Source organism: Rufibacter sp. JT3400010 (assembly GCF_054956755.1).
Map to the genome: position 1 here is coordinate 86,322 of NZ_JBUDXA010000007.1, position 22,872 is coordinate 109,193.

Annotated in this window: 22 protein-coding genes; 12 read left to right on the plus strand and 10 right to left on the minus strand. The window is 50.4% G+C overall.

The annotated features are described in order from the left end of the window. Window positions 1-34: 34 nt before the first annotated feature. Entirely contained in the window at window positions 35-880 is an 846-nt protein-coding gene (locus tag ACY0JR_RS09295) for an OmpA/MotB family protein (protein ID WP_462633734.1), read from the minus strand. A gap of 346 nt (window positions 881-1,226) precedes the next feature. Between ACY0JR_RS09295 and ACY0JR_RS09300 the strand changes: the two genes are divergently transcribed. The 7 genes from ACY0JR_RS09300 (at window position 1,227) to ACY0JR_RS09330 (ending at window position 7,967) form a co-directional block, all read left to right on the plus strand. Beyond that, the gene (locus ACY0JR_RS09300; protein ID WP_123133416.1) at window positions 1,227-1,448 is read left to right on the plus strand and encodes a CDGSH iron-sulfur domain-containing protein; all 222 of its coding nucleotides are present in this window, start codon (window positions 1,227-1,229) and stop codon (window positions 1,446-1,448) included. Window positions 1,449-1,558: 110 nt separating this feature from the next. Further along, window positions 1,559-3,061, plus strand: a complete 1,503-nt coding sequence (locus ACY0JR_RS09305) for an APC family permease (protein WP_462633736.1) — start codon at window positions 1,559-1,561, stop codon at window positions 3,059-3,061. Window positions 3,062-3,777: 716 nt separating this feature from the next. Continuing rightward, window positions 3,778-4,335 carry a porin family protein gene (locus ACY0JR_RS09310; protein ID WP_462633737.1) on the plus strand — a complete coding sequence of 186 codons (558 nt, stop codon included), beginning with the start codon at window positions 3,778-3,780 and terminating at the stop codon, window positions 4,333-4,335. 357 nt (window positions 4,336-4,692) lie between these two features. Beyond that, window positions 4,693-5,208: a GNAT family N-acetyltransferase gene (locus ACY0JR_RS09315; RefSeq protein WP_462633739.1), complete on the plus strand. Its 516-nt coding sequence runs from the start codon at window positions 4,693-4,695 to the stop codon at window positions 5,206-5,208. A 70-nt stretch (window positions 5,209-5,278) separates the two neighbouring features. Then, window positions 5,279-6,319, plus strand: a complete 1,041-nt coding sequence (locus tag ACY0JR_RS09320; protein ID WP_462633741.1) for a zinc dependent phospholipase C family protein — start codon at window positions 5,279-5,281, stop codon at window positions 6,317-6,319. A 111-nt stretch (window positions 6,320-6,430) separates the two neighbouring features. Then, entirely contained in the window at window positions 6,431-7,045 is a 615-nt protein-coding gene (locus ACY0JR_RS09325; protein WP_462633742.1) for a deoxynucleoside kinase, read from the plus strand. A 268-nt stretch (window positions 7,046-7,313) separates the two neighbouring features. Then, on the plus strand, window positions 7,314-7,967 hold the full coding sequence (locus tag ACY0JR_RS09330) for a hypothetical protein (protein WP_462633743.1): 654 nt from the start codon (window positions 7,314-7,316) through the stop codon (window positions 7,965-7,967). Window positions 7,968-7,971: 4 nt separating this feature from the next. Here the strand turns inward: ACY0JR_RS09330 and ACY0JR_RS09335 are convergent, their stop codons facing one another. The 5 genes from ACY0JR_RS09335 to ACY0JR_RS09355 form a co-directional block, all read right to left on the minus strand. Further along, on the minus strand, window positions 7,972-8,424 hold the full coding sequence (locus ACY0JR_RS09335; RefSeq protein WP_462633744.1) for a hypothetical protein: 453 nt from the start codon (window positions 8,422-8,424) through the stop codon (window positions 7,972-7,974). Between the two features lie 118 nt (window positions 8,425-8,542). Beyond that, complete coding sequence (locus ACY0JR_RS09340; protein ID WP_462633745.1) at window positions 8,543-9,910, minus strand: peptidoglycan DD-metalloendopeptidase family protein; 1,368 nt, start codon at window positions 9,908-9,910, stop codon at window positions 8,543-8,545. Window positions 9,911-10,013: 103 nt separating this feature from the next. After that, entirely contained in the window at window positions 10,014-10,271 is a 258-nt protein-coding gene (locus tag ACY0JR_RS09345) for a hypothetical protein (RefSeq protein ID WP_462633747.1), read from the minus strand. Between the two features lie 35 nt (window positions 10,272-10,306). Continuing rightward, the gene (locus tag ACY0JR_RS09350) at window positions 10,307-10,726 is read right to left on the minus strand and encodes a hypothetical protein (protein WP_462633748.1); all 420 of its coding nucleotides are present in this window, start codon (window positions 10,724-10,726) and stop codon (window positions 10,307-10,309) included. Between the two features lie 183 nt (window positions 10,727-10,909). After that, window positions 10,910-11,725: an MOSC domain-containing protein gene (locus ACY0JR_RS09355; protein WP_462633749.1), complete on the minus strand. Its 816-nt coding sequence runs from the start codon at window positions 11,723-11,725 to the stop codon at window positions 10,910-10,912. A 196-nt stretch (window positions 11,726-11,921) separates the two neighbouring features. Between ACY0JR_RS09355 and ACY0JR_RS09360 the strand changes: the two genes are divergently transcribed. The 3 genes from ACY0JR_RS09360 to xseB all read left to right on the plus strand — a co-directional run bounded on the left by ACY0JR_RS09360 (window position 11,922) and on the right by xseB (window position 14,758). After that, window positions 11,922-12,620 carry a class I SAM-dependent methyltransferase gene (locus ACY0JR_RS09360; RefSeq protein ID WP_462633750.1) on the plus strand — a complete coding sequence of 233 codons (699 nt, stop codon included), beginning with the start codon at window positions 11,922-11,924 and terminating at the stop codon, window positions 12,618-12,620. 225 nt (window positions 12,621-12,845) lie between these two features. Further along, window positions 12,846-14,426 carry an exodeoxyribonuclease VII large subunit gene (gene xseA / locus ACY0JR_RS09365; protein ID WP_462633751.1) on the plus strand — a complete coding sequence of 527 codons (1,581 nt, stop codon included), beginning with the start codon at window positions 12,846-12,848 and terminating at the stop codon, window positions 14,424-14,426. A 119-nt stretch (window positions 14,427-14,545) separates the two neighbouring features. Next, window positions 14,546-14,758 carry an exodeoxyribonuclease VII small subunit gene (xseB, locus tag ACY0JR_RS09370; protein WP_181305875.1) on the plus strand — a complete coding sequence of 71 codons (213 nt, stop codon included), beginning with the start codon at window positions 14,546-14,548 and terminating at the stop codon, window positions 14,756-14,758. Window positions 14,759-14,945: 187 nt separating this feature from the next. On the opposite strand, the gene ACY0JR_RS09375 is transcribed toward xseB, so the two are convergent. Then, window positions 14,946-16,160, minus strand: a complete 1,215-nt coding sequence (locus ACY0JR_RS09375; RefSeq protein WP_462633752.1) for a S8 family peptidase — start codon at window positions 16,158-16,160, stop codon at window positions 14,946-14,948. A gap of 288 nt (window positions 16,161-16,448) precedes the next feature. Between ACY0JR_RS09375 and ACY0JR_RS09380 the strand changes: the two genes are divergently transcribed. Next, window positions 16,449-17,210, plus strand: a complete 762-nt coding sequence (locus tag ACY0JR_RS09380) for a peptidylprolyl isomerase (RefSeq protein WP_462633754.1) — start codon at window positions 16,449-16,451, stop codon at window positions 17,208-17,210. 320 nt (window positions 17,211-17,530) lie between these two features. Here the strand turns inward: ACY0JR_RS09380 and ACY0JR_RS09385 are convergent, their stop codons facing one another. The 3 genes from ACY0JR_RS09385 to ACY0JR_RS09395 form a co-directional block, all read right to left on the minus strand. Then, window positions 17,531-19,621, minus strand: a complete 2,091-nt coding sequence (locus tag ACY0JR_RS09385) for a M13 family metallopeptidase (protein WP_462633755.1) — start codon at window positions 19,619-19,621, stop codon at window positions 17,531-17,533. Window positions 19,622-19,851: 230 nt separating this feature from the next. Continuing rightward, window positions 19,852-20,778, minus strand: a complete 927-nt coding sequence (locus ACY0JR_RS09390) for a YihY/virulence factor BrkB family protein (protein WP_462633757.1) — start codon at window positions 20,776-20,778, stop codon at window positions 19,852-19,854. A gap of 101 nt (window positions 20,779-20,879) precedes the next feature. Further along, on the minus strand, window positions 20,880-21,236 hold the full coding sequence (locus ACY0JR_RS09395) for an MGMT family protein (RefSeq protein WP_462633758.1): 357 nt from the start codon (window positions 21,234-21,236) through the stop codon (window positions 20,880-20,882). 527 nt (window positions 21,237-21,763) lie between these two features. Here ACY0JR_RS09395 and ACY0JR_RS09400 point away from each other — a divergent pair. After that, window positions 21,764-22,861, plus strand: a complete 1,098-nt coding sequence (locus tag ACY0JR_RS09400) for an efflux RND transporter periplasmic adaptor subunit (protein WP_462633759.1) — start codon at window positions 21,764-21,766, stop codon at window positions 22,859-22,861. The last annotated feature ends 11 nt before the right edge of the window (window positions 22,862-22,872 follow it).

Consider the following 22,872-nt stretch of genomic DNA (forward strand, 5'->3'; position numbering starts at 1 on the left):
GACAAAAAGAGTGGGTTTTGATTAGATAGGCTATTTAGTTCTGCTCCAGAATCTGGAAAAGCTCATCTAACTTAGGCGTAAGGATAATCTCGGTACGGCGGTTCTTCTGACGGGCCTCTGCCGTGGTGGCAGGGTCAACGGGCACGTACTTGGACCGTCCCGAAGGAGTAACCCGCTGCGGAGCCAGACCCGCTTCGGTGAGAATACGGGTAATTTCGGTGGCGCGCAGTACGCTCAAATCCCAGTTGTCTTGCATACCGGCCGTGCCTTTGGAAACCGGCACATCATCTGTGTGGCCTTCCACCACCACGTTCACATCTTGCTGGTTCTGCAGCGCGGCGGCCAGTTTCTTGAGGGCCTCCTGCCCCTGAGCGTCTACTTTGGTAGAGCCTGACTTGAACAGCAATTGGTTAGAGAGCGATACATATACTTTCCCGTTGCGTACTTCTACAGATAAATCAGAGGCCTTAAAGCCCAGCAAGGCGTTGCTTACCACTTGCCGAAGGTTATTTACCGCCTTGTCTTTCTCATCCAGAATACGTTGCATCTCGGCGAGACGCGCTTCCCGGGCTTTTAGGTCGGCTGAGAGTTTGTCTACCTGTTGGTTCTTGGTGTTCAGATTGGTCCGGAGCGAGGCTTCGGTGGAGGCTTTCTCGGTGGCCAGGTCTGCTTTTTCCTGGTTCAGGCGCTCTTTGTCTTGCTGCAGACGGGCCCGCTCGCTTTCCAACTCAGCTTTTTGGCGGGTCAGTTCATCTTGCAACACCACCAGTGAACGATTCTCGGCCAAGGCCGCTTCGTACTTTTTGGTAGATACGCAGGAACCTAACAAACTCATGGCCAGCACGGCAGGTAACACAGGGGTATAAAAGCTTTTTTTCATAGTAGTTCAAATGGTTTACGCAGTGGTTTTAGTTGCAACCCTGGTATTTATACTTACGCAGCGGTGATAACCAGGGTTAAAACACCGAAAAAAATGAACACCATGCAAATTCTCCGCAGAGGTAGATTTTGCTTTCCTGTTGTTACAAAGAATAAAATGAGGTAGCCTACCACCCATTCAGAATTCAGATGATTCTTGCAGAAACTGTAATCTGCCTGAAAGACTTTGACCAAAAATACTATCTTTGAATCGGGGCAAACTTGACATTCTGTCTTTGAACATAACCCATGTGCTTTCATTGTCTCAGATTTTATTTACCTTTTTACCTTTATTTCTTCAAAACCGCATGAAAACAAAATTAACAGTGAACAACAACGGCTCCCTTAAAATCGAAGGCGAGTTCACGATAGTAGATCCACAAGGCAACGAGTACAACCTGCAAGGACGCGAAGTGGTGTCTGTCTGTCGCTGTGGGCTTTCCCAAAACAAGCCTTTCTGCGATGGCTCTCACAAAGGCCATTTTGAGCACAACGCCGTGGCCTTTGACTTGCCACCGCGCAAAGTATAGTCCTGAGTTCTGAGTTAGGGCTACCTTGAAAAGATAAATACAGAAATGCGCGGAGACTCTGTCTTCGCCTTTTCTTTTTGCTTCCCTTCTTCTCCTATCGTTCAAAGCCTATGTCACAAACGCCTACTTTACCCACCACAGATTCTATGTCTCAAACCTCTACGGGATTTAAGCGCGAAATCAAGTTATTTGATGCCGTCATGTTGGTGGCCGGTTCCATGATTGGGTCCGGTATTTTTATTGTGAGTGCCGATATTGGCCGGTCTGTGGGCAGCGCGGGTTATCTGCTGCTGGTTTGGGCTTTGACGGGGTTAATGACCTTGGCCGGTGCCTTGAGTTATGGCGAACTGACCAGTTTAATGCCCCGCGCGGGCGGGCAGTACGTGTACCTGCGGGAGTCTTATGGTCCTTTAGTGGCTTTCCTGTATGGCTGGACGCTTTTTCTGGTGATTCAGAGCGGGACCATTGCGGCCGTGGCTGTGGCCTTTGCCCGGTTTACCGGCGTGCTGGTGCCGTGGTTCTCTGAGACCAATGTCCTGCTAGATTTGGGCTTATTTCAGTTCACCTCGGTACAGTTGCTGGCCATTGCCTCCATTATCCTTTTGACGCTGATCAACCAGCAAGGGGTGCGGAACGGTAAAATGATTCAGAATATCTTCGGGAGTACCAAACTGATTGCTTTATTTGCGTTGCTGGGTTTTGGGTTGCTGCTGGGCACAAGTCCGCAGGTGATGGACCTGAACTTCTCTGATCTTTGGAATGCGCAGGCGGTGGTAATGGACAAAGAAACCGGCGCGGTCACCCATACGGCTTTGTCGGGTTGGGCTTTGCTCGTGGGCATTAGCACGGCCATGATCGGGTCACTCTTCTCCTCAGATTCCTGGAACAACATCGGGTTCTCCGGCGATGAGATTGTGAACCCTAAAAGAACCATCGTGCTGAGCATGGCCATTGGAACAGGCATTGTGACTATCCTGTACATCCTCATCAACGTAGTGTACCTTACTATTCTGCCTTTGCAGGGAGATCCAGCCGCCACCGATGCACTGGGTCGTGGCCTTCAGTTTGCCAGCAATGACCGTGTGGGTACGGCCGTGGCCGAAGTGATTGGCGGCGCACCGGCTACCATTGCCATTGCCATTCTGATCATGATTTCCACCTTCGGTTGCAACAACGGGGTTATCCTTTCGGCGCCGCGCGTGTACTACGCCATGGCGAAAGACGGGCTGTTTTTCCCGAACATGGCCAAACTGAACAAAAACGGCGTGCCAGGCGCGGCCTTGGCCATCCAGTGCGTGTGGGCTAGTATGCTCTGCCTTTCGGGTAGGTATTCAGACCTGTTGGATTACGTCATTTTTGCGGTGTTGCTGTTTTATATTCTCACCATTGCCGGTATTTTCATTCTGCGCCGCACCATGCCAGACGCCCCGCGTCCGTACAAAGCAATTGGCTACCCGGTTCTGCCTGCGCTGTACATACTCATGGCCTCGTTCATTTGCATCATCCTGCTCATCTACAAGCCCAATTACTCGTGGCCGGGTTTGATTCTGGTGGGCGTGGGCATACCGGTGTATTACCTGTTCGGGAACCGCTTTAAGAAGTTAGAAGGCTGATTCTACTTTAAGCCTCTGCCTGGCACCGCGGCTTTGTTTTTAGACGAAGCAGCGGTGTTTTGTTTATGGGCTGTTTTTATGAAAAGTAGAGGGAAACGGCCAGGCGTTACAGGTGAATTTCATTTGGGCCTCACGGAAGTTGCAAACTTCCGGTCATGGCAGGTCCAAGTCACAGACTTGAACCATGTACAGAGAAGAAAGAAATACGTGTGGACATGCAGGTGTAAACATCCCCCTTCGCCCCCTTCAAAGGGGGAATCTCCGCTTCAGAGGACAGAAGTCCATCTGCTACTTTCCCCATTCCAGTCTTTCCCGAGCGCGCCTCGCTTTTGGCCATAGATAGACTTGAACTATGCGCAAAGGACAAGGCAGGCCGAAAGGGCAGTGCGCGAGGGGAAGACGGGGCCTCGCGGCCGTGAGCGCACGGAGGGCAGCCATGCAACAACAAAGCATAAGGGCACCGCATCAACCCGCCGCCACGCCAGCGACAGGCAAACCCCATGCACCAACTAATTGAATGCAAACACCCTATCCTTCACAGCGTAAAGTGCAAACGCTAAAATGAAGTAAGAAAGGCTAAAACAAGCCCTAAATATTCGGCATTCAGGAAGATGTTTGAATTTACAAAGATTCAGATGCTTCTAAGGGCGATGGCTTTATCCATCCCATCTCTTTCACGTATCTTTCTCACTTAATTCTATACAGTCCTAGATTTCATGAAAAAGATTTTGTTGTTATTAGCCGTAGTGCTGTCTTTTGCCCTGGGCACCGAGGCGCAAACAAGGTTGGGGATTAAAGCTGGTTTGAATGTAGCCTCCATCCGGTTTCCTAACACAGACCTGGACCCCAGGCTTGGCGTACACGTGGGTGGCTTCGCCTCTACCCCTCTCTCCAGCAGGTTTGCCCTTCAGCCCGAAGTAGTGTTTTCGCAGCAGGGCGTAAAAACCGGCCCCACCGATCATATCTACCATTACCTGAATGTTCCGCTTATCTTCAAGGGCACCATTTCCGGCGGACTCCACCTACAGGTTGGCCCGCAGTTTGGCATCTTACTGGCCGCGAAGGAAAAAAGAGGCAACGTGACGGTAGATGTCACTGATTCCAGAAACAGGTATGATGCGGCCATTGGCCTGGGACTGGGCTATGACTTAACCGACTGGCAAGTTTCGGCGCGGTACAACCTGGGCTTGTCAGACATCAGGGAAGACAGTGACAGCGGCATGAATTTCGCCAACAACGTCTTCCAATTGTCATTGGGGTACAAACTCAGATAAACCTTACAGAGGGCCTGTTTACCCGCTTTTTTGCCAAAACGTCTTGTATTCAAAAAGGCTCCTGCTTTGCTCTTGTGGAGGCAGGAGCCTTTCTGTTTGGAATTGATTCCAGTGCTGGTGCCCTTAAAAGCAAAACCATTTTCTTCCTCATTCGTCCTTGTCACAAACAGTTAGAGTCTTTAAAAACAAAGAAGAGACAGCGTTGACAAGATTTTTACGCGCCTATAGGCGTTTGACCACAGTACTTCTGTCTATTTCAGGACACAAACAGGTCTTCTAAGTATAGCTTAAAACAAACCTTCTACCAAACAGTTGATTCTTTAAGAAAGCTGCCCGGCCTAGCACCCTTACTTGCTTATGAATTCCCCTACCGCCCCTATCACCATTGCACCTACCACAGACACTGCTGCCATTCATTCCATTGCGCACGCCACCTGGTTTCCTACGTACAGCAACATTCTCTCAGCCGAACAGATAAACTTCATGCTGGCAGAATTCTATACCGAAGATTCGCTGCGCAAGCAGATGGAAAGCGGGCAAACGTTTTTGCTGGCCCGCTACAACGGTACGCCCGCCGCCTTTGCCGCGTACTCAGCGCTTGACGATGAACAGCAGCGTTTCAAATTGAACAAACTATACATCCACCCCTCTCGCCAAGGCCTAGGTTTAGGCAAAAACCTCCTGCAAGAAGTGATACAAAAGTCCAAATATTTAGGTGGTCAGAAATTGGAATTAAATGTGCACCGCCAGAACCCTGCCCTTCACTTTTATCTCAAGCATGGCTTCAAGATTTCTAAAATTACCGACATCCCACTTGCCCAATTCACGCTTAATGACTACATTTTGGTTCTAAATCTAGCCAATGTGCCTTAGTTTTACACAGAGCAAGATTTAGAAATAGCGATTATATTCATTTAATAAAATAGTGATATACTCTAAATCTATGTTTTGCGCTCGTATCAATAAATTTCTATTACTAATTATATTTATTTTAATAACGCCAAATACTGGATTTTCCTGGGGTTTCTTCGGCCACAAGGTTATTCAGCAATTGGCTATTTACGGGTTACCCAAAGACATGCAGGTGCTGTACCACCGGCACATGGCACTGCTGGTGGAAACAGCGGTACGGCCCGATGAGCGTCGCAACGAAGACCCAAAAGAGGCCCCGCGCCACTTCATAGACTTAGAGGCCTTTGGGGAGCACCCGCTGGAGAAAATGCCGCATGCCTGGGCCGCGGCGGCCGCCAAATACAGCGCAGACACCCTACAGAAATATGGGGTGGTGCCGTGGCAGGTCATAAAACTGAAAGAACGCCTCACCCAAGCCTTCTTCCGCAAAGACCTTGACAGCATCTTATATTATTCTGCAGATCTGGCGCACTACATTCAGGATGCCCACGTACCGTTACACACCAGCCTGAACCATGACGGGCAACTCACCGGCCAAACCGGTCTGCACAGTCTCTGGGAATCTAAACTGCCGGAGCAGAACCTTTCTGCTTACAACCTGAAACACCACAAAGCCCAGTACCTCAAAAACCCCGAACAAGCCATCTGGGACGTGGTGCGAAGCTCGCACGTGTTGGTGCCGCAACTGTTGGCCATTGAAAAACAGGTAAGCGAGAACTTCACCGAGGAAACCAAATTCACGGTGACCGAACGAAACGGCCGTAGCCGCAAAACGTACACCGATGCCTTCGCCAGTGCCTACAACCAGGCGCTGGGCACCATGGTAGAAGATCGTATGCGAGCCGCTGCCGAACAAACGGCTTCCTTCTGGTACACCTGCTGGGTAGACGGCGGAAAACCCAACCTAGCCCCCCTGCTGGCCACGCCGCGCACCAAAGCCGAAAACAAGCAACTGCAGCAGGAACAGAAAGCCTGGAAAAAGGGCACCTTGCAGGAGAAAGACCTGCTGCTCACCAAAATCAGGATTTCGCTCATGAACGTAGTGGAATGGGTCAGCAGTCCTTTTGCTTAAATTAAACTCAAGAACACCTCACCTGTTTTTCGCCTCATCCTGAAGACACTGCCTGAAATCTGAGGCGAAACGCGTACTTTTGCCGTCCGCGTTTAACAACAGTAGAAACACATGCATATTGCAATAGTAGGCAACATTGGGGCTGGCAAAACCACCCTGGCCACTAAACTGGCTCAACATTACAAGTGGGAAGTTTTTCTAGAAGCCGTAGAGAACAACCCCTATCTGAAAGATTTCTATGAAGACATGCCCCGGTGGGCGTTTCACCTGCAGGTTTTTTTCCTGAACAGCCGCTTTAACCAAGTGTTGCAGATCAATGAGCGCACCACGGGCGTAGTACAGGACCGCACCATTTACGAAGACGCGTACATTTTTGCCAAGAACCTGCACCATTCCGGCATGATGAGTGATCGGGACTACCAGAACTACTTCAACCTTTTTGAGTCCATGACCAAGATGGTGAAAGCCCCTGATTTGCTGGTGTACCTGAAAGCCGATCTGCCTAAACTCATCGGGCAGATTCAGAAACGCGGCCGTGACTACGAAGACAATATCTCTTTGGCGTACCTGAAAAACCTGAATGAACACTACGACCAATGGATAGCCGACTACAAACAGGGCAAACTGCTGGTCATTGACGTGAACCACATGGATTTCGTGCAGAATCCCGAGGACCTGGGCCTCATCATTGACCGCATCAACATAGAGCTGTTCGGACTTTTTTAGGCATCAGCCAACCTCCTATTCTTATCAAGTCCCATGCGTGTTTGAGGGCTGTTTTGTGCAAAACAGCCCTCAAACACGCATGGGACTTTGCTTTGCTCCCTTAGAGCCCACGCATTTGCCTTTGAATTACAGATTCCAAGCCTGTTATCCAGAACTGTTTTCAGGTTAGTTTTTGAATTTCGCACCCAAAGCCCTGCTCAGAAAAAAGACCAGAAAAGAGAAAACCATCGTTCCTTGAAACTTTGCGTATGTATAGGGAAAAAGCGATATGAATTCTTTGCCTACAAAATACCTGGTCATCGGCGTCCTTCTTCTCACCTTATTAGGTGGTACTTCTTGCGAGCGCAATTCTACTTCTGAGGCCAAAAACCGGGCAGAACAAGACCTGGCTGATTTGCGGGAATGGGTGAATGACAAAACCGACAGCACCGGAAACTCAGATAATGACAAGCCTCAGGTGAACGAAGAGTTCAAGGAGAAAATGGCGCAATTAGATGCCAGAATGGACAGTCTTTCGGCTAAGTCAAAGGAAGAATACAAGGAGCTTAGAAGGAAATACCAGAACTGGGAAGCGCGTAACCAGCAACGCAGTCAAGTGCCTCTGAGCCAGGAAACTTTACGGCGTTTTCAGGAAGAACTTTTAGGATCGCGCACTGCGTTGGACGCTACTTTCACCGCTGCCCAGATGCGCGAGGTTTACACCCAGTTTCTACAGAACGTACGCGCCCGCCGCGCCACCTGGACCGCCGCTGACTGGGATTATGTTGACGAGATCTATTCTCGCCTTAACCAGAAGAAAGACCTGGTAGAAGACCAGATTTCAGGCGAAGACAAACTTAAAATCAAAGCCCTGCAAGCCGAATACCTTACGCTGGAAACCAGCAAAGACGCCAAAGACTTGTACAAAGAGATAAAGCAATAAGCTGTTATTTCACTTCACCACAGGGCGTTATCCGTTCAGGGTGGAAGTTCTGTTCAGGGTTTTCCAGCCATTTTGTTGCAGAAACAAGGTCGCAGAACAGGGCTACTTTGCAGTAAGTAGACAATCTGCGTTGTAAGTCTTGGGCGGTGCTTTGGTCATGCATGTCCTTAGAGATAACCAAGGCTAAGTACTGCAGGTCGGTTTTCTGTACTTGGGGCATCCATTCATACTGCAGCCAGTTGTTGGCTTCTTCCCACTCGCCGGTAACCTCGCTCTTGTCATTTAACAGCTTGGGGCACCGTTTCTCCTGCTGCAGTTCCAGATACCTTTGGGCAACAGATACCACATCATCTGAATTGATGTGGCCGCTCCATTTCACATAAAACCACTCCTGCTCTTTTACATATTCAAGCGAAATACAGGAATGAGCGCTTTTGACAGTCCATAGTTCGGCCATACAGCATTACGTTAGTTTGCATAGAACTCTGGTTATAGTAAAGGTCAGAAGCGTTGTTTGTCTCTAATTAAATACGATGCCCGGCAGGGGAATGTTCAACCTGCCGGGAGGCCATCGCTTAACGGGCTGCCTCGGCGGAAATCCAGCCGGTAGCGCCGTTGGTATCTTTCACCAGCAGGTACTCGTCCTGTTTGGCTAGTACCCGCACGGTAGAATCTGCGGTGAGGTTTTTCTGCGTGGCAGCCTGGGTTGAAGAAGCATCCAGCAGCGGCGCTTCCTGACGCAACCGCACCGATTGAATGGGCTTATCCAGCGACTCAACCAAAGAAGCGGCTACATACCCCTGCCGACCATTAGAAAGCATGACCCGGTACCAATTGGCTGAACCCGCCAGCACTTGCAATGGGGTGTGCTGCGGAAGCGACTGCAAGGAGGCAGCTTTAGAAGAAGCGGTCTCCCGCAATGAAGCATTCGGCTTGGCTACCCGCACCCAACTTCCCAGTTTCTTCTCATCGGCTTGCAGCGAGGCGGGTTTGGTGCGGTCCTGGTGTACGTACGGGTACGGGTCTACGGCTCCCTGCCCAAACCGGTAAATCCCGAAGTGCAGGTGCGGGGCGGTGGTTTTGGCATTTCCGGTATTGCCCAACAACCCTAAGGTGTCTCCAATGGAAACACGCTGACCGGGTTGCACCAGTTGGCTGTCCAGGTGGGCGTAATACAGGCTTTGCTGCCGTTTCATATCTGAGAGCCACACTACTTTTCCGCCGATGGGCGTGGTGTTCACCCGGGTGATGACGCCTTCTACGGCCGCTACCACCGGCGTATTCCGGGCCGCGAAAATGTCAATGCCTTCATGACGTCTGGCTCCGGCATCGCGGTCCTGGCCCCAGAAACTCTGTACGGCCCGGCTGTCTTTGCCCTGCACCGGAAAAGAAAGTAAAGGCTGCGTTTCAATGGTTACCGTATATTGCCCGCTTCTCAATAATTCGGGCTGTACCCGCAGCAGGTGCGGCAGGTCTTCCTCAATCTCGTATTGCAGGTTTTGGGCAGTGGTATCGGCGTACGCCACTTGTTTAGGCCGGGTGGCGGTATCTGGGCTGATTTCAAATAAATCGATGAAAACCTGGGGTACGTCGCGGCCTTGGGTCTGTACCTTCACGGCTACTTTCTGGCCTTGTTTCACCGTAAACCGGTAACTGGCTGCCAATGGCTTATCGGCGGGGAAGTAGCCGGTTTCTTTAAAGGGTAGCGTGACCGGCACCGCCTGCCGCAAGGCGCGCTCACCTGCGGCTACCCACTGCTGCCCTAGGGCCGTTTCATCCAGTTTGGCCGCTTTCAAGCCATCCTGGTATTTCTCATACGGCGACTGCTTCTTGAACACTCCCCGCAAGCTATTCTGCGGACTACAGCCCGTGAAAAACAGCAAGCTGAGGGATAAGAGCAAAAACAGGGAACGTACTTTATTGGAATATATAGTCAGATGCATCTTTCAAAACGATTTACATAGATAACCCGGTCAGGTCCTAGAAGGTTCTAAGGGCCAGACCGGGTTATCTTACGCAGAAAGTTCTGCCAGGTGCACTATCTATTTACTCTTCCTCTACCCGCTGAAACGGATGGGAATAACCTCTGGCTGCCGCCTCGTCAATCACTTCGTATTGGTCCAGCATCAGGTGAGGGTTATCTGAGTTGGTTCCTTTCACAAAGAGCCCTTCGGGTGTTTGATAGATGGCATAGTTGTGCAAGCCGAAGGGAAACAGATTGTTGCTGCGCAACTCCTTGGCGTAGGTAAGGTCTATTTCTTCGCCTCCGGCGGCAGTTACTAAATAGCGGCTATGTTGTGTCATGTTCTTTGGGTTTGAGAGGTGAAGCGTTTGGCCTCCTACACTTTTAGTCTGGTTTGCTGCGCCAGCCACTGTTTTGCTTCTGCCGCTGAGTAAAAATGACGGTTCAGGCAAATGCCTTTTCCGTTGGAGATTTCCTCAATGGAGGTGACCGCTAATTGGGTAAATATTTTCTCAGGTACTATGATGGCAATGTATAGGTAACTGCCTGGTGCATTCTTAGCCAATTGCGGAACAATGGTATGCCCCACCCACTTCTGGTCCTCGGGCGAGGTAACGCCCATGCCTCTTACATCTACGTACAGCCGGTGCGTTGGAATTTTGGCAATGGTAGAAACAAGTCTGTTATTCGCGTCCCTGAATTCCTGCGAGTTTCCTTGGCGCTTGTACATCAGGTAAACAGATTCCAGCACTTCATCATAACCGGTAGTAGCGTAATCATTGTCTGTGTGCACCATTCAGCAAAATGTAGCATTGTTACAAGTGACTGCAAAATACATTAGAAGTGTTGGCTCTGCAAGTGCACTGTTTTCATAACATTTAGTCTGATTTAAAGAAAACGGCCTTAAAGCATTAAGCACCCAATCAGTTAATGCATTACTTAATCACTGATGCCACCTGTTACCCAGATCCTATCATGCTTACGCACCCGCTTCCATGATGGTGATGCTGTCACCCACCGAGACGGTACCTTCAGACAACCCAATGAGGTTCATCCCAAAGATGACTTTGTTGCCTTTGGCTTGGTACGTGGATAGCGTTTTCAAGGGTTCTGCTCCCGCTTGGGCCGTATTCTGGTCAATGGTGGTTACGTTGCAGCGGCCGCAGGGCTTGGCGCCGTAGAACAGCACGTTGCCAATTTTAAAGGTCTTCCACTTCTCCTCAGCGTAAGGCTGCCCGCCGGTAAACACAAACGTAGGCCGGAAACGGTTCATGGGGACCGGGCTTTCCAGCCGGTTGTTCAAATCATTCAAAGACTCCTGCCCGATGATGAGGAACGGATAACCGTCAGCGAAACTTACTTTCTCATTGTGCTTGGCGTAGTTGGGGTCAATGAGCCGGATGGAGTTTTCTGGCATGTAGACCAAACGGCAGCTGATGCCCAGCGCTTCAGAAAACCAGGCATTGGCCTCGGGGCTTACCAGATAGGCAAAGCAGATATCGTCCCAAACGGTGACCAGGGTAGAGCGGGTGCTGTTGGTTTCAAAAGGAATCTGCAAAGGCGGTAGTTCCTTTGTTTTGTGCGATACCTGTAAGCCGTCTGGCGTGAGGGCTACTTGCAGCAGGGCCATCTCGGCTAGTTTACGTTGGGTCAGGAAAATGCCACTGTCATCAATCAGCATCCAGCGTCGGTCATACTGCAAACCCCGTTCCTGCACCTGGGCAGAAGTAAGGGAAATGCCACCTAATGATTTGATGGGGTAGATATAAATCTCGCTGAGTACAAGTGTTGACATAGAGTAATAGGGATGTGCGTGGTTCCTGAACCAATGAAGCAATAAAGGTAGGAATGATTCTTAGAACGGGAAGAGTCCTTGCAAGGATTTGTACTTTTTAAACAATTTCGCTTTACCTTAGATTGATTTTCAAAGTTAGAGGCAAACCTGTTTCTTCAGAAGAAAAGTTTTACTTTAGAGGACCAAACAAAGACGCATGAATTTTATTCAAAAAGCAAAAAGATACATTCAGATTAACTTTCCTACGGAAAAGAATGCAACCAAACGGGTAATATCATTCTGGGAGAAGGGAGGCGCAGATTTTGACTACTACCAAAGTGCGGACCAAGAGGACTGGATTAAGGTTTTCTGGGCTGAAAACACCATTTTCTATAAGCTTTTTCAACAACTAGACCTAACCCACACGCTTGAGATAGCCTGCGGTACCGGCAGACATTCGGCACAGGTTTCAGATAAAATTGAAAAGCTTTACCTTTTAGACTCTTCAAAAGGAGCATTAGACCTGGCAAAGCAGAGATTCGGGAACCGCGCCCATGTGGAGTACATCTACAATGAAAGTGGCCTTGGAATACCCACTAACCGGATCAAAGACAACAGCCTCACGGCCGTCTTCTCTTATGATGCCATGGTTCATTTTGAAAGAGAAGCAGTAGAATCTTACCTGGCAGATAGTTTCAGGGTGTTAAAGCCTGGCTCGTTTGCGTTGTTCCACCACTCTAACTATGATAAAAATCCTACTGGTAAATTCTCTGACAATCCTGGCTGGAGAAACTTCATGACAAAGTCATTATTCTGCTCCCTCTCTGAAAAATATGGATTCCAGATCATCCACTCTGAAATATTCTCATTTTCAACTACCGATTCAGACTGCGTTACCTTAGTAAGAAAACCCTAAGAAGCAGCTGGTTTCCCAAAACTGGTGCAGAAACATTTTAAGCGGCTAACGGGCATCAGAATAGAGTAATTTTCCTTTACTTAGAGGTAGAACCGAATCTGGTGGACCGCCACTTGCCTAGAAGAAAAGGCGAAATCAAATTGCTTAAATTTTTAGCAAAACAATTGGCGGCACACATAAAAACCGTAATTTTAGCACACTGAAATAAAGAGGAGCGCACACGGCATGGGGACATATTTTCAGAGTAGCAGGGAAGAGATTTCGTTTACCGTTAGTACCAACAGGCCTTACACGCTCTACGAGTTCAACCGCAGGTTGCGCGAGGAGATTGAGAATGCCCTACCCAACAAGTACTGGATTATTGCCGAGATTTCAGAGGCCCGGGTGCACCACCAAAGCGGCCATTGCTACCTCACCCTCACCGACAAAGAACCAGGTTCCAAAAGCACCCTCACGGCCCAGGCCCGCGGCACCGTCTGGAAACGCCAATACCAGGAAATTGCCCAATACTTTGAGGCCCAAACCGGGCATCCGCTCAGAGCCGGGCTCAAGATTCTGTTCAACGCCAGCCCCCGATTTCATGAGTTGTACGGGTTCAGTCTGGACATTCATGACATTGACCCTACCTACACCTTAGGCGATTTGGCCCGGCAGCGGCAGGAAACCATTGCCCGCCTGCAAACCGAAGGCCTCTTTGACCTGAACGCCAAACAGGTGTTGCCCCAGGTGCCGCAACGCTTAGCCATTATCTCGTCGCCCACCGCGGCCGGGTACCAGGACTTTGTGGTGCAACTACAGAATAACCCCTTCGCCTATGACTTTAACCTGACTCTTTTTGAGGCGAGCGTACAAGGCATGGAAGCGGTTTCGTCCATTAAAGCGGCTTTGTCTAGGGTGACTTTGCAACGGCAGGCGTTTGATGCGGTGGTGATTATCAGAGGCGGCGGCTCCCAAACCGATTTGCTGTGTTTCGACCATTATGAACTGGCTTCGGCCGTGGCGCAGATGCCTTTACCGGTGCTTACGGGTATTGGGCACGAACGCGACGAGTCTATTACGGATCTGGTGGCCCACACACCGTTGAAAACCCCTACGGCCGTTGCGGCTTTCTTAATTGACCGGTTAGCCGTCTTTGAGGCGTCTGTGGAGGAAGTGTTTTTACAGATAAGAGATGCCGCTACGGCGCTGGCGGTGGCCGCCGAACGCCGGGTAGCTTTACTGGCGGCGCAGGTGCAGCAAGGCACCAACCAGTATTTACACCGCAAACAGTACCAACTGGAATGCCAAACCCGTACCTTGTCTGACAAGCCCCAGAAGTTCCTGACTGAAGAGCAGCGGCACGTCATGTGTGAAGAGCTTCGGCTCACACATTCAGTGGAACAACTGTTGCGGGTAAAAGAAACCAAACAGCAGAAATACCTGGTACACCTGGAAACCAACAGCCTGAAAAAACTGGAAGCGGGCCAGCGGAAACTGACGCATGTAGAGCATTGCCTGCAACTGTTTTCCAAGCAACGTATTCAGAAGGCCCAGATGATTTTCCAGAAGAACCAGCAACGGCTGCAATACGGCGCCAAAGACCAGCTACAGATCAAAGGCCACCAGTTACAGCTCCTAGAGATGGATGTCAAATCCCATGACCCCGAAATCATGCTCATGCGCGGCTACACGCTCACGTACGTCAACGGCAAACTGCTGCGCTCGCTGGACCAGGTTACCCCAGGCCATGTGCTGCAAACCCGGCTCCTGGCGGGCTCCGTGATCAGTAAAGTCACCAAAACCAAAGAACCAGACCTTTTTGATTAACCTTTTATATATTTCGAATTAGGAAACCAGAACAAAGAATAAGACATGCGGTATAACCATGCAGGCATTTTATTCCGGCACTTCTCTTTTTCCTGATTTCCCATTCTAAAAACTTTACTATGAGTAACCTTACCTATAAACAAGCCACTCAGGAATTAGAGACTATCTTGAAAGCCATTGAGAACGATGACGTGGACGTTGACGAACTGACCCAAAAGGTACAGCGCTCGTCAGAATTGCTCAAGCTGTGCAAGCAGAAGCTCCGCAACGCCGAAGACGCCATCAGCCAGGTTTTCAAAGACATTAACTGCGAAGACCCAAAAGCAGAGTAAAGCTGCTGGTTTGGGGCTTTTTTCCGAAAATCAGCCTTAAACCAGCTAGTAAGACCTCTGCCGCTCTGTTGTTCTACACTTGAAGCTCTTGGCCGAGGTCAGTTTTTCATCTGTTCTCTTAAAATGAGCTAAATACAAAAAGGCCGCCTCTGGTTCAGAGGCGGCCTTTTCAATGAAGGATCTAAAACTATAAGTGGATGATTGGGTCTGCCACTCCGTCCGGGTCACTTTTCACGTAGCCACTAATGGTGGGCTTGCCACCCGTAATCAGCATGACGCCGGCCGCGTGCGGAGTAGCCATAGACGTACCACTAATGGTGTTGTATCCGCCGGATTTCCAGGTAGACTTGATGTTGACCCCAGGTGCACAGTAATCCACGTGTGCACCGTAGTTGGAGAACGATGCCCAGGTATCGGTGTTATTCATAGCCGAAATGGTGTAGATGTTTGCTCCTTCGGCACGGGCCGGAGAATGGTTGTTCGCATCATCGGTTTCGTTACCCGCTGCCAGGCAGAAAATCACCCCGCCTTTGGCCGCATTGACAACTGCCGCATCCAGAGCCGTGGAAACGCCGCCGCCCAAGCTCATGTTGGCTACATCTCCGGCTTTGCCGTTAGCGCCCACATAGTCAATACCGGCAATTACGCCAGAGTTGGAGCCGCTTCCTTGGGAGTTAAGCACCTTTACGGCTACTACGGTGGCGCCGTAGGCTACCCCAATTACCCCAATGGTGTTGTTTTTGGCGGCAATGGTACCAGCTACGTGCGTTCCGTGTCCGTTTCCGTCATCGGCGCTGCGTGCATCTGTTCCAGAAGTGATGAAGGTGCGGCTACGGGCTGCGTCTACGGTCAGGTCTGGGTGGTCTAAATCAATTCCTGAATCTATTACCCAGGCAGTTTTGCCCACGCCGCTCGCGTATCCCACGCGGGTAATGCCATACGGCGTTTCCTGCGCGGCTGGCGTAGTTCCGCCTCCGCCAGGTTTGCCTAAACTTACAACCTGGTCTTGCTCAATGTACGCTACCCGCGGGTCGCGGCGCAGTTTGTCTACCTCAGACTCTGAAAGGCTGGCAGAAAAACCTTGAAGGGCTTTGCCGTAGGATAATTCAATGGCATCGGGATCCAGGCCCCGCTCCCGCAAAATCTGCTGCCCAAAGCTTTTCACCTGGCGCAATCTCTCGGGGTAAGAAGCATTCTCTGCCAGCCGCAGGCCGCTCTCTTTTTTAAGCACGACAATGTATTTTCCGGCAATGAGGGTGCCACTGTCTGAGATACCCACTACTTCTTGCGGCTGAACGGCATCTTCTACCTGCTCGCAGCTTTGGAAAGTACAGGAGGAAGCGATGACCGCTGCTCCAATCAGCATTTTAAACGGGGGACGGGTAAAGTAATTTTTTAGCATAAACAATACAGGTTTAAATAAGTGATAGGTAAGTAAAAAACAAGGTTAAATGTTATCCAATATAGAAAGAAGAAATTCCATTCTCAACCCCAAAACTCTGAATCTTTCAATTATTTTCTTCGTACAAGGCCGATTAAAATAGAATTTTACTATATCCAAAATAAGTATATACCCCCGCTAAAACAAGAATAAAGAAAGAAGCAAATAGGGCGCCTACAGGGCTTTTGTGATTCTGCCTTGATTCTCCTAGTTTTACCCATGCCAGAAAAGCAGTTTAACCGAAAGAAGATGTTTCCATTTCCTTTTACCACCTCGGGGTTTTCAAAGTACTCTCTCCTTCTGGGTCTAGCCTGGTTAGGGGCCTGTCAGCAGAAACAAGAGCAACCGGCGGCCACCCAAGCCCCTACTCCCCCGCCCGCTCCAGCCCTGCTCACCCAAGAAACCGTGGTAGATTCTCTTACCGCTTATGGTCAGGCGCATCCCAATGACACGCTGGTACTTATCAGTACGCCCAAAGGCGATATCAAAATCAGGTTGTACAAAGACGTTCCCCTGCACCGGGCCAACTTCGTGCGGCTGGCCAATTATGGCTTCTTTGACAAAACGGTCTTTTTCAGAGTAGAGAAAGATTTCATGATCCAGGGCGGCAGGTCTGATTTCCAGACCATGAAGATTGGCACGTACAAAATTCCGCCGGAGATAAAACCGCATTACTTCCACAAACGCGGCGCCGTAGGCATGGCCCGCTACGGCGATGATGAAAACCCGGAGCGGATGTCGTCTAACAAAGATTTCTACATCGTACAAGGGCACAAACTTCCGGAGTATGAGTTGGAAGCCAACATCAAAGAGTTCAAGCTGAACCTTACGCCCGCGCAAAAGCAAGTTTACCGCACGCAGGGCGGCGCCCCCAATCTGGACCAGACCTTCACGGTCATTGGCGAAGTGCTGGAAGGCATAGAAGTAGTAGACAGCATTGCCGCCGTACCGGTAGACCAGCAGAAATGGCCCGTCAAAGATGTAGGCATGAAGGTACGCGTGATCCGTTAACCGAAGCCGTATTTAAGCTGAATTTCAATAAACAGGCTAAAAACACACCTTACAGCAGTAGGGGCAATCCTTGTGGTTGCCCTTTACTTTTGCCGAACGATGGTGTGCATTTCCTCTGCATGAGTACCTCGTTACAGGGTACCGAGGCTACATTCTGCTATTCTGTAGCGCCGTTACCCTGTAACGGCGTGCGCATTCCTGTCGTGCCATTCCTCTATCAGTTCCCTTTTCAAAACTGCCACCATAACAACAAAAAAGCGCACCCCATTTCTGAGGTGCGCTTTTTAGGCGTTTTAGCTGAATCAGTGTAAAAGCAGTGACTACCAGATATGAATGCGTTCTGCGTCTGGGCGATACATTTTGTTGCCTGGGCCACAGCCGAAGGCTTTGTAGAACTGCGGCATGTTGGACAACGGACCGTTAATCCGGAACATGGCCGGGGAGTGTGGGTCTGTCAGAACCTGCTGGCGCAGAGCGGCTGGGGTAGAGTTGTTCCGCCAGATCTGGGCCCATGCCAGGAAGAAGCGCTGCTCTGGGGTGAAGCCGTCAATCTTGCCTACGTTCTTGTTGGCAATGGCTTTCTGCAGGGCAGAAAACGCAATGTTCAACCCGCCAATATCGGCTATGTTCTCGCCCATGGTCAGTTTACCGTTCACGAATACGCTGTCTAATGGTTGGAAGGCACTGTACTGACGGTCTACCAAATCTGTGCGTTGCTTGAATTTGGCTTTGTCTTCGGCGGTCCACCAGTCACGGAGGTTACCTTCTGGGTCGTACTGGCTGCCTTGGTCATCAAAACCATGGGTCAGTTCGTGGCCAATTACGGCACCCATTCCACCGTAGTTCACGGCATCATCGGCGTTAGGATCAAAGAACGGCGGTTGCAGAATTCCAGCGGGGAACACAATCTCGTTCATGCTGGGGTTGTAGTAAGCATTCACGGTTGGCGGCGTCATGCCCCACTCGGCGCGGTCTACCGGTTTACCCAATTTGCTTACGTTGTCTTTGAAGCCCCACTCAGAGGCCTGCAACACGTTTTGCAGATAAGAAGCCCGGCTCACGGTTAAACCTTCATAGGTTTCCCATTTCTCTGGATAGCCAATCTTCACCGCGAAGGCGTTCAATTTACCCAGCGCCTGTTGTTTGGTGGCTTCGCTCATCCAGTCCAGGTTTTTCACGTGCTCCTGAAAAGCCGAACGCAGGTTGTTCACCATCTCCAGGGCTTTGGCTTTGGCCTGCGGGGAGAACGCTTTGTCTACGTACTCCTGCCCCAGGGCTTCGCCTACGGTGGCATCGGTCATGCGTAGCACACGCTTCCAGCGGGGTTGCATTTCTTTAGCGCCGCTCAGGAATTTGCTGTTGAAGTTAAAGCTTTCCTGCACAAACGCCTGCGGCAGATACGCCGCAGAGGTACGGGCCAGATGCCAACGCAGATAGGTTTTCCAGTCAGAAACCGGAACCGAGGCAATCATGGTGTTGGCTGCCTTCAGGAAATCTGGCTGCGCCACAATCACTTCTTTGGCATTGGTCACGCTCATGTTTTTGAGCATGGTAGGCCAGTTGAAGTTAGGAGCCAGTTTCTGCAACTCGGCTACGGTCATTTTGTTGTAGGTAGCATGCGGGTCGCGCTGCTGTACCCGGGTCATGGAGGCGTTGGCTAAACGGGTTTCCATTTCCACCACTTTCGCGGCGTTTTTACGAGCGGTAGCTTCGTTGTCGCCCAGCAACTGGAACATATTGGCTACGTGCTTCTGGTACTCCTCTTTCACGCTCTTGGAGCGGGCATCGGTTTTGGTGTAGTAATCCCGGTCTGGCAGACCCAGGCCGCTTTGCCCGATGTTCACGATATACTGCGTGCTGATTTTATCGTCCTGGCCCACATAGAAGCTGAACACGCCGCCGCGGCCCAGCATTCTGAAACGTGCCATGGCTTGCAACAGGCTATTCCGGTCTTTGATGGCGTTGATTCTGTCCAGTTCTGGTCTCAAAGGCGTAAGGCCCGCTTTCTCAATGGCGGCCGAGTCCATACCAGCGGCGTAGAAATCACCTACCAACTGGGTAGAAGAACCTTTGGGGGCATTGGTCTGTTTCACGGCAGCCTCAACCACGGCCCGCAGCGTAGCGTTGTTGTTATCGGCTAGTTCATTGAAGCTGCCCCAGCGGCTTTCTGAGGCTGGAATAGGGTTGTTTTTCAGCCATCCGCCGTTGGCGAAAAGGTTGAAGTCTTCGCAGGGCGAAACACTGCGGTCCAGGTTAGCCATGTTCAAGCCTACGCCCTTCACTTCGGGCTCAGACTGACTTACCGCCGCCGTTTCAGTAGTAGTAGCTTGCTGCACGGCTGGCTTGGAGCAACCGGCTGCCACTACCCCACTCAAGGCAAAGGCCAGCCAAATTAAATTACGCTTTTTCATAAAGATGCTTGATGGACAATACATTAACTCTGATGAGTCTTTCTTGCTAAGGCAATATAAAACCCCTGTATTTTTAAAGCAAACAAACGCTTGTAAAACTCAGCAGAGACCTATTCACCAACGAAGATAAACATTGGATTATTTTTCCCGCACTTATGAGCCATCTGTATAGGCAAAGAGAAGCCGTTATTACCTTGATTTCAGGAAATCGGCTTAAAAACGGACCGGGGTTATTGCAGGGGATCATGGTCGGTTTCGCGCCACTCATAGAACGTAGCAAAGGACTTGGGGCGCAGCGGCAGGTTCAGGTACCGGGTGTACACCAGCGTAAAACAGGCCCCAAAGAAAAAAATCATGGCTGAATAGAAGATGAACAGCAGCAGCACCACCACTGAGCCCGAGGCATCATACAGCGAACCCAAGTCACTGTTCACCAGAAAACGCGCCAACACTATTTTGCCCAGCAAGAACAACAACGCCGTTACCGCAGCGCCTACCCACACCGCCCGGGCCGGCATGTGCGCGAAAGGCAGAAAGCGTAAAATAATAGCAAACCAGGTGGTTTCCACCACAAACCCCAGAATGCGGTTCAGGACCTGAATGAGTTGCAACTTAAACTGCTCGTCTACCAACAAGAAATTGTCTTTCAGGAAGGCCAGGGAGGCATCAATCACCAGAAAAGCCAGAAACAGCAACCCGCTGGAAAGAATGATAAGCAAAGCCCTGAACCGGTTGCGCAACGCCCTTTTCAGGTGCTGGTGTCCGCGTACTTTAATGCTCCAGAGCTGGTTGATAGAATTCTGCACCACCGTGAACAGCGTGGTAGAGACAAACGTCAGGAACACAAAACTGAGGGCCGCGGCCCAGCCGTTTCCCTGCAAGTCCAGAAAGTTGGTGAGAATAAGCTCTATCTGCCCGGCCACGTCTTCGCCTACCAAACTGGCCAGTTTCTCAAACAGCTCCCCCGTAATCAGCGCATCATTGAACAGGACGCCTAATAAAGAAATCACCAGAATCAAGGTGGGCGGCAGCGCAAATAATGTAAAGAAGGCCACCGATGAAGCCAACCGCAGTGGGTCGTTCTCCCGGAACAGGTCAAAGGCGTTTCTGAAAAGCCGTACCACCGGCTGCACTCTGGGAAGGATTTGGGAAGGCATAAGAGCAATCATCTCGCCCCAATACGTAAAACTACGTTTAAGGGCTGATTTTTAGAAAAGAAAGCAAAAACAGGCGACTGGCCGCTGATTCAGCGATAATTTTACAGCAGTTCTTTGGCCGGGTCCCAGAATAGTTTCTCGAAATCCTGCACCTGGTCGTCTTTGATTTTGATGCCCTCCCGCTCCAGGTGCTGCTGCATGGCATCATAGGACTCAAAGTGCTGTTTGCCCGTGAGCATGCCGTTGCGGTTCACTACCCGGTACGCCGGAATAGGCACACCCTGGTGCGTGTGGGAAGCAATGAGCGCCCAGCCCACCATTCTAGCGGAGCCTTTCGCCCCCAGGTAAGACGCGATGGCCCCGTAAGACGTCACCCGCCCCGGCGGAATGAGTTTCACCACTTCATAGACATCGTGGAAAAAATTGGTGCGCTTTTCTGAGGCATCAGTCTTTGGCATATGTTTTGCTTTAAAGCTTCGCTTACGAAGGCCGGTACCCCTGGTATATTTTTTTGGGTTGCGCCTTAAACCTTCGGGTTGTTTTTAGGTCTAAATTCTAAAAATAGCCAAAAAACGCGATACATTTACTTGCTGCCGGGGTGTTCAGGAGAGTTTTCTTCCTTTACACGGCAGCACATTGCCTTTACCCGATCCCCTAAACCCTGAGCCCTGAATGAAGAACCTGCTCTTTAATCCAGTACCAGTCCAGCCTGCTGGCAGCTTACCCCCGCCTATCCCCACTTCACATTTTATAGGCCAAGCCATGATGTTTCTCTCCTTGCACCATGCGCCTGTTTAGCGCCGGTTCAGGCAAAAAGACCCCGAAAACGTAATCTTCCGCCTGCCTCCTTTCTGTCACAAGGAACCCAGGGGCTACTTGGGGAGGTTATGTGAACTGCACCATCAGAAACTACTTACAAACCAAAACAAAATCCTACCATCTACCTGTTTCACTACAAACGAACACGTTTCGTCTTACCAATTCTATGAAAATAAAACACATTGTCTATGCGCTGCTTATCCTTGGTTTAGGGGCTTTAGTGTATTACCGAATTTCAAGTAACAAAGAAGCAGCCGGAGCCGGTGGCCCAGGTGGTGGTGGCGGAAGAGGTCCGGGTGGACCCGGTGGTGCTGGTGCCCCAGCCATGCGGGTGAGCGGCGTGGTAGCTACCCCCCAGGAGTTCGCCAATTCGCTTTCCGTAACCGGTTCCATTGAAGCCAACGAGCAGATTGAAGTACGCGGCCAGGTTTCTGGCTTGGTGCGCAGCATCAATTTCCAGGAAGGCAGCAACGTGCGCAAAGGCCAGGTGCTAGTGAAAATAGATGACTCTGAACTGCGCGCCCAACTAGCGCAGGCACAGACCAGACAAACGCTAGCCGCCGAAAACGAAAGACGCGCCCGTCTGCTTTTAGAGAAAGAAGCTATTAGCCGGGAAGAATATGATATAGCCCGCGCCGAACTGAAAACCGCTCAGGCGCAGATTCAGTTAGTACGCGCCCAATTAGCCAAAACCTCTATTACTGCCCCCTTTGCCGGCAAAGTGGGGCTGAGAGCCGTTTCCGTGGGAAGTTTCCTTTCCCCTGAAACCGTGGTGACCAATCTGGTGAGCATCAACCCTATCAAGATCTCCTTTGCCGTACCGGAGAAATATGCGTCTCAGGTAAAACTCAATACCGAGATTACGTTCACCGTGGCCGGAACGCAGGAGAAATACACCGCCAAAGTGTACGCCATTGAGCCTAGCATTGAAGCCACTACCCGCACCTTGCAGTTACGTGCCCGGGCAGATAATTCCAGCGGAAAGCTGTTGCCGGGTTCCTTCGCCAACATTCAGTTGCCGTTAACGGTTATCAATGATGCGCTCCTCATCCCTACCCAAGCGGTAGTACCGGTACAAAACGGAAAAAAAGTCTTCATCGCAGAAAATGGCAAAGCCAAAGAAGTGATGATTGAGACAAGCACCCGTACCGCGAAAGATTTACTGGTCACCTCTGGCCTTAGCGCCGGTGATACAGTGTTAACCACGGGTGTTATGTCTTTGAAAGCAGGTAGCCCGGTTAAGGTGGCCTTGGCGAAGAAATAAAATTTAATTAC

Bases quoted from the DNA above. Each gene is read 5' to 3' on its own strand.
- ACY0JR_RS09295 (WP_462633734.1), bottom strand. From the start codon at position 880: ATGAAAAAAAGCTTTTATACCCCTGTGTTACCTGCCGTGCTGGCCATG.
- ACY0JR_RS09300 (WP_123133416.1), top strand. From the start codon at position 1,227: ATGAAAACAAAATTAACAGTGAACAACAACGGCTCCCTTAAAATCGAA.
- ACY0JR_RS09305 (WP_462633736.1), top strand. From the start codon at position 1,559: ATGTCACAAACGCCTACTTTACCCACCACAGATTCTATGTCTCAAACC.
- ACY0JR_RS09310 (WP_462633737.1), top strand. From the start codon at position 3,778: ATGAAAAAGATTTTGTTGTTATTAGCCGTAGTGCTGTCTTTTGCCCTG.
- ACY0JR_RS09315 (WP_462633739.1), top strand. From the start codon at position 4,693: ATGAATTCCCCTACCGCCCCTATCACCATTGCACCTACCACAGACACT.
- ACY0JR_RS09320 (WP_462633741.1), top strand. From the start codon at position 5,279: ATGTTTTGCGCTCGTATCAATAAATTTCTATTACTAATTATATTTATT.
- ACY0JR_RS09325 (WP_462633742.1), top strand. From the start codon at position 6,431: ATGCATATTGCAATAGTAGGCAACATTGGGGCTGGCAAAACCACCCTG.
- ACY0JR_RS09330 (WP_462633743.1), top strand. From the start codon at position 7,314: ATGAATTCTTTGCCTACAAAATACCTGGTCATCGGCGTCCTTCTTCTC.
- ACY0JR_RS09335 (WP_462633744.1), bottom strand. From the start codon at position 8,424: ATGGCCGAACTATGGACTGTCAAAAGCGCTCATTCCTGTATTTCGCTT.
- ACY0JR_RS09340 (WP_462633745.1), bottom strand. From the start codon at position 9,910: ATGCATCTGACTATATATTCCAATAAAGTACGTTCCCTGTTTTTGCTC.
- ACY0JR_RS09345 (WP_462633747.1), bottom strand. From the start codon at position 10,271: ATGACACAACATAGCCGCTATTTAGTAACTGCCGCCGGAGGCGAAGAA.
- ACY0JR_RS09350 (WP_462633748.1), bottom strand. From the start codon at position 10,726: ATGGTGCACACAGACAATGATTACGCTACTACCGGTTATGATGAAGTG.
- ACY0JR_RS09355 (WP_462633749.1), bottom strand. From the start codon at position 11,725: ATGTCAACACTTGTACTCAGCGAGATTTATATCTACCCCATCAAATCA.
- ACY0JR_RS09360 (WP_462633750.1), top strand. From the start codon at position 11,922: ATGAATTTTATTCAAAAAGCAAAAAGATACATTCAGATTAACTTTCCT.
- xseA (WP_462633751.1), top strand. From the start codon at position 12,846: ATGGGGACATATTTTCAGAGTAGCAGGGAAGAGATTTCGTTTACCGTT.
- xseB (WP_181305875.1), top strand. From the start codon at position 14,546: ATGAGTAACCTTACCTATAAACAAGCCACTCAGGAATTAGAGACTATC.
- ACY0JR_RS09375 (WP_462633752.1), bottom strand. From the start codon at position 16,160: ATGCTAAAAAATTACTTTACCCGTCCCCCGTTTAAAATGCTGATTGGA.
- ACY0JR_RS09380 (WP_462633754.1), top strand. From the start codon at position 16,449: ATGTTTCCATTTCCTTTTACCACCTCGGGGTTTTCAAAGTACTCTCTC.
- ACY0JR_RS09385 (WP_462633755.1), bottom strand. From the start codon at position 19,621: ATGAAAAAGCGTAATTTAATTTGGCTGGCCTTTGCCTTGAGTGGGGTA.
- ACY0JR_RS09390 (WP_462633757.1), bottom strand. From the start codon at position 20,778: ATGCCTTCCCAAATCCTTCCCAGAGTGCAGCCGGTGGTACGGCTTTTC.
- ACY0JR_RS09395 (WP_462633758.1), bottom strand. From the start codon at position 21,236: ATGCCAAAGACTGATGCCTCAGAAAAGCGCACCAATTTTTTCCACGAT.
- ACY0JR_RS09400 (WP_462633759.1), top strand. From the start codon at position 21,764: ATGAAAATAAAACACATTGTCTATGCGCTGCTTATCCTTGGTTTAGGG.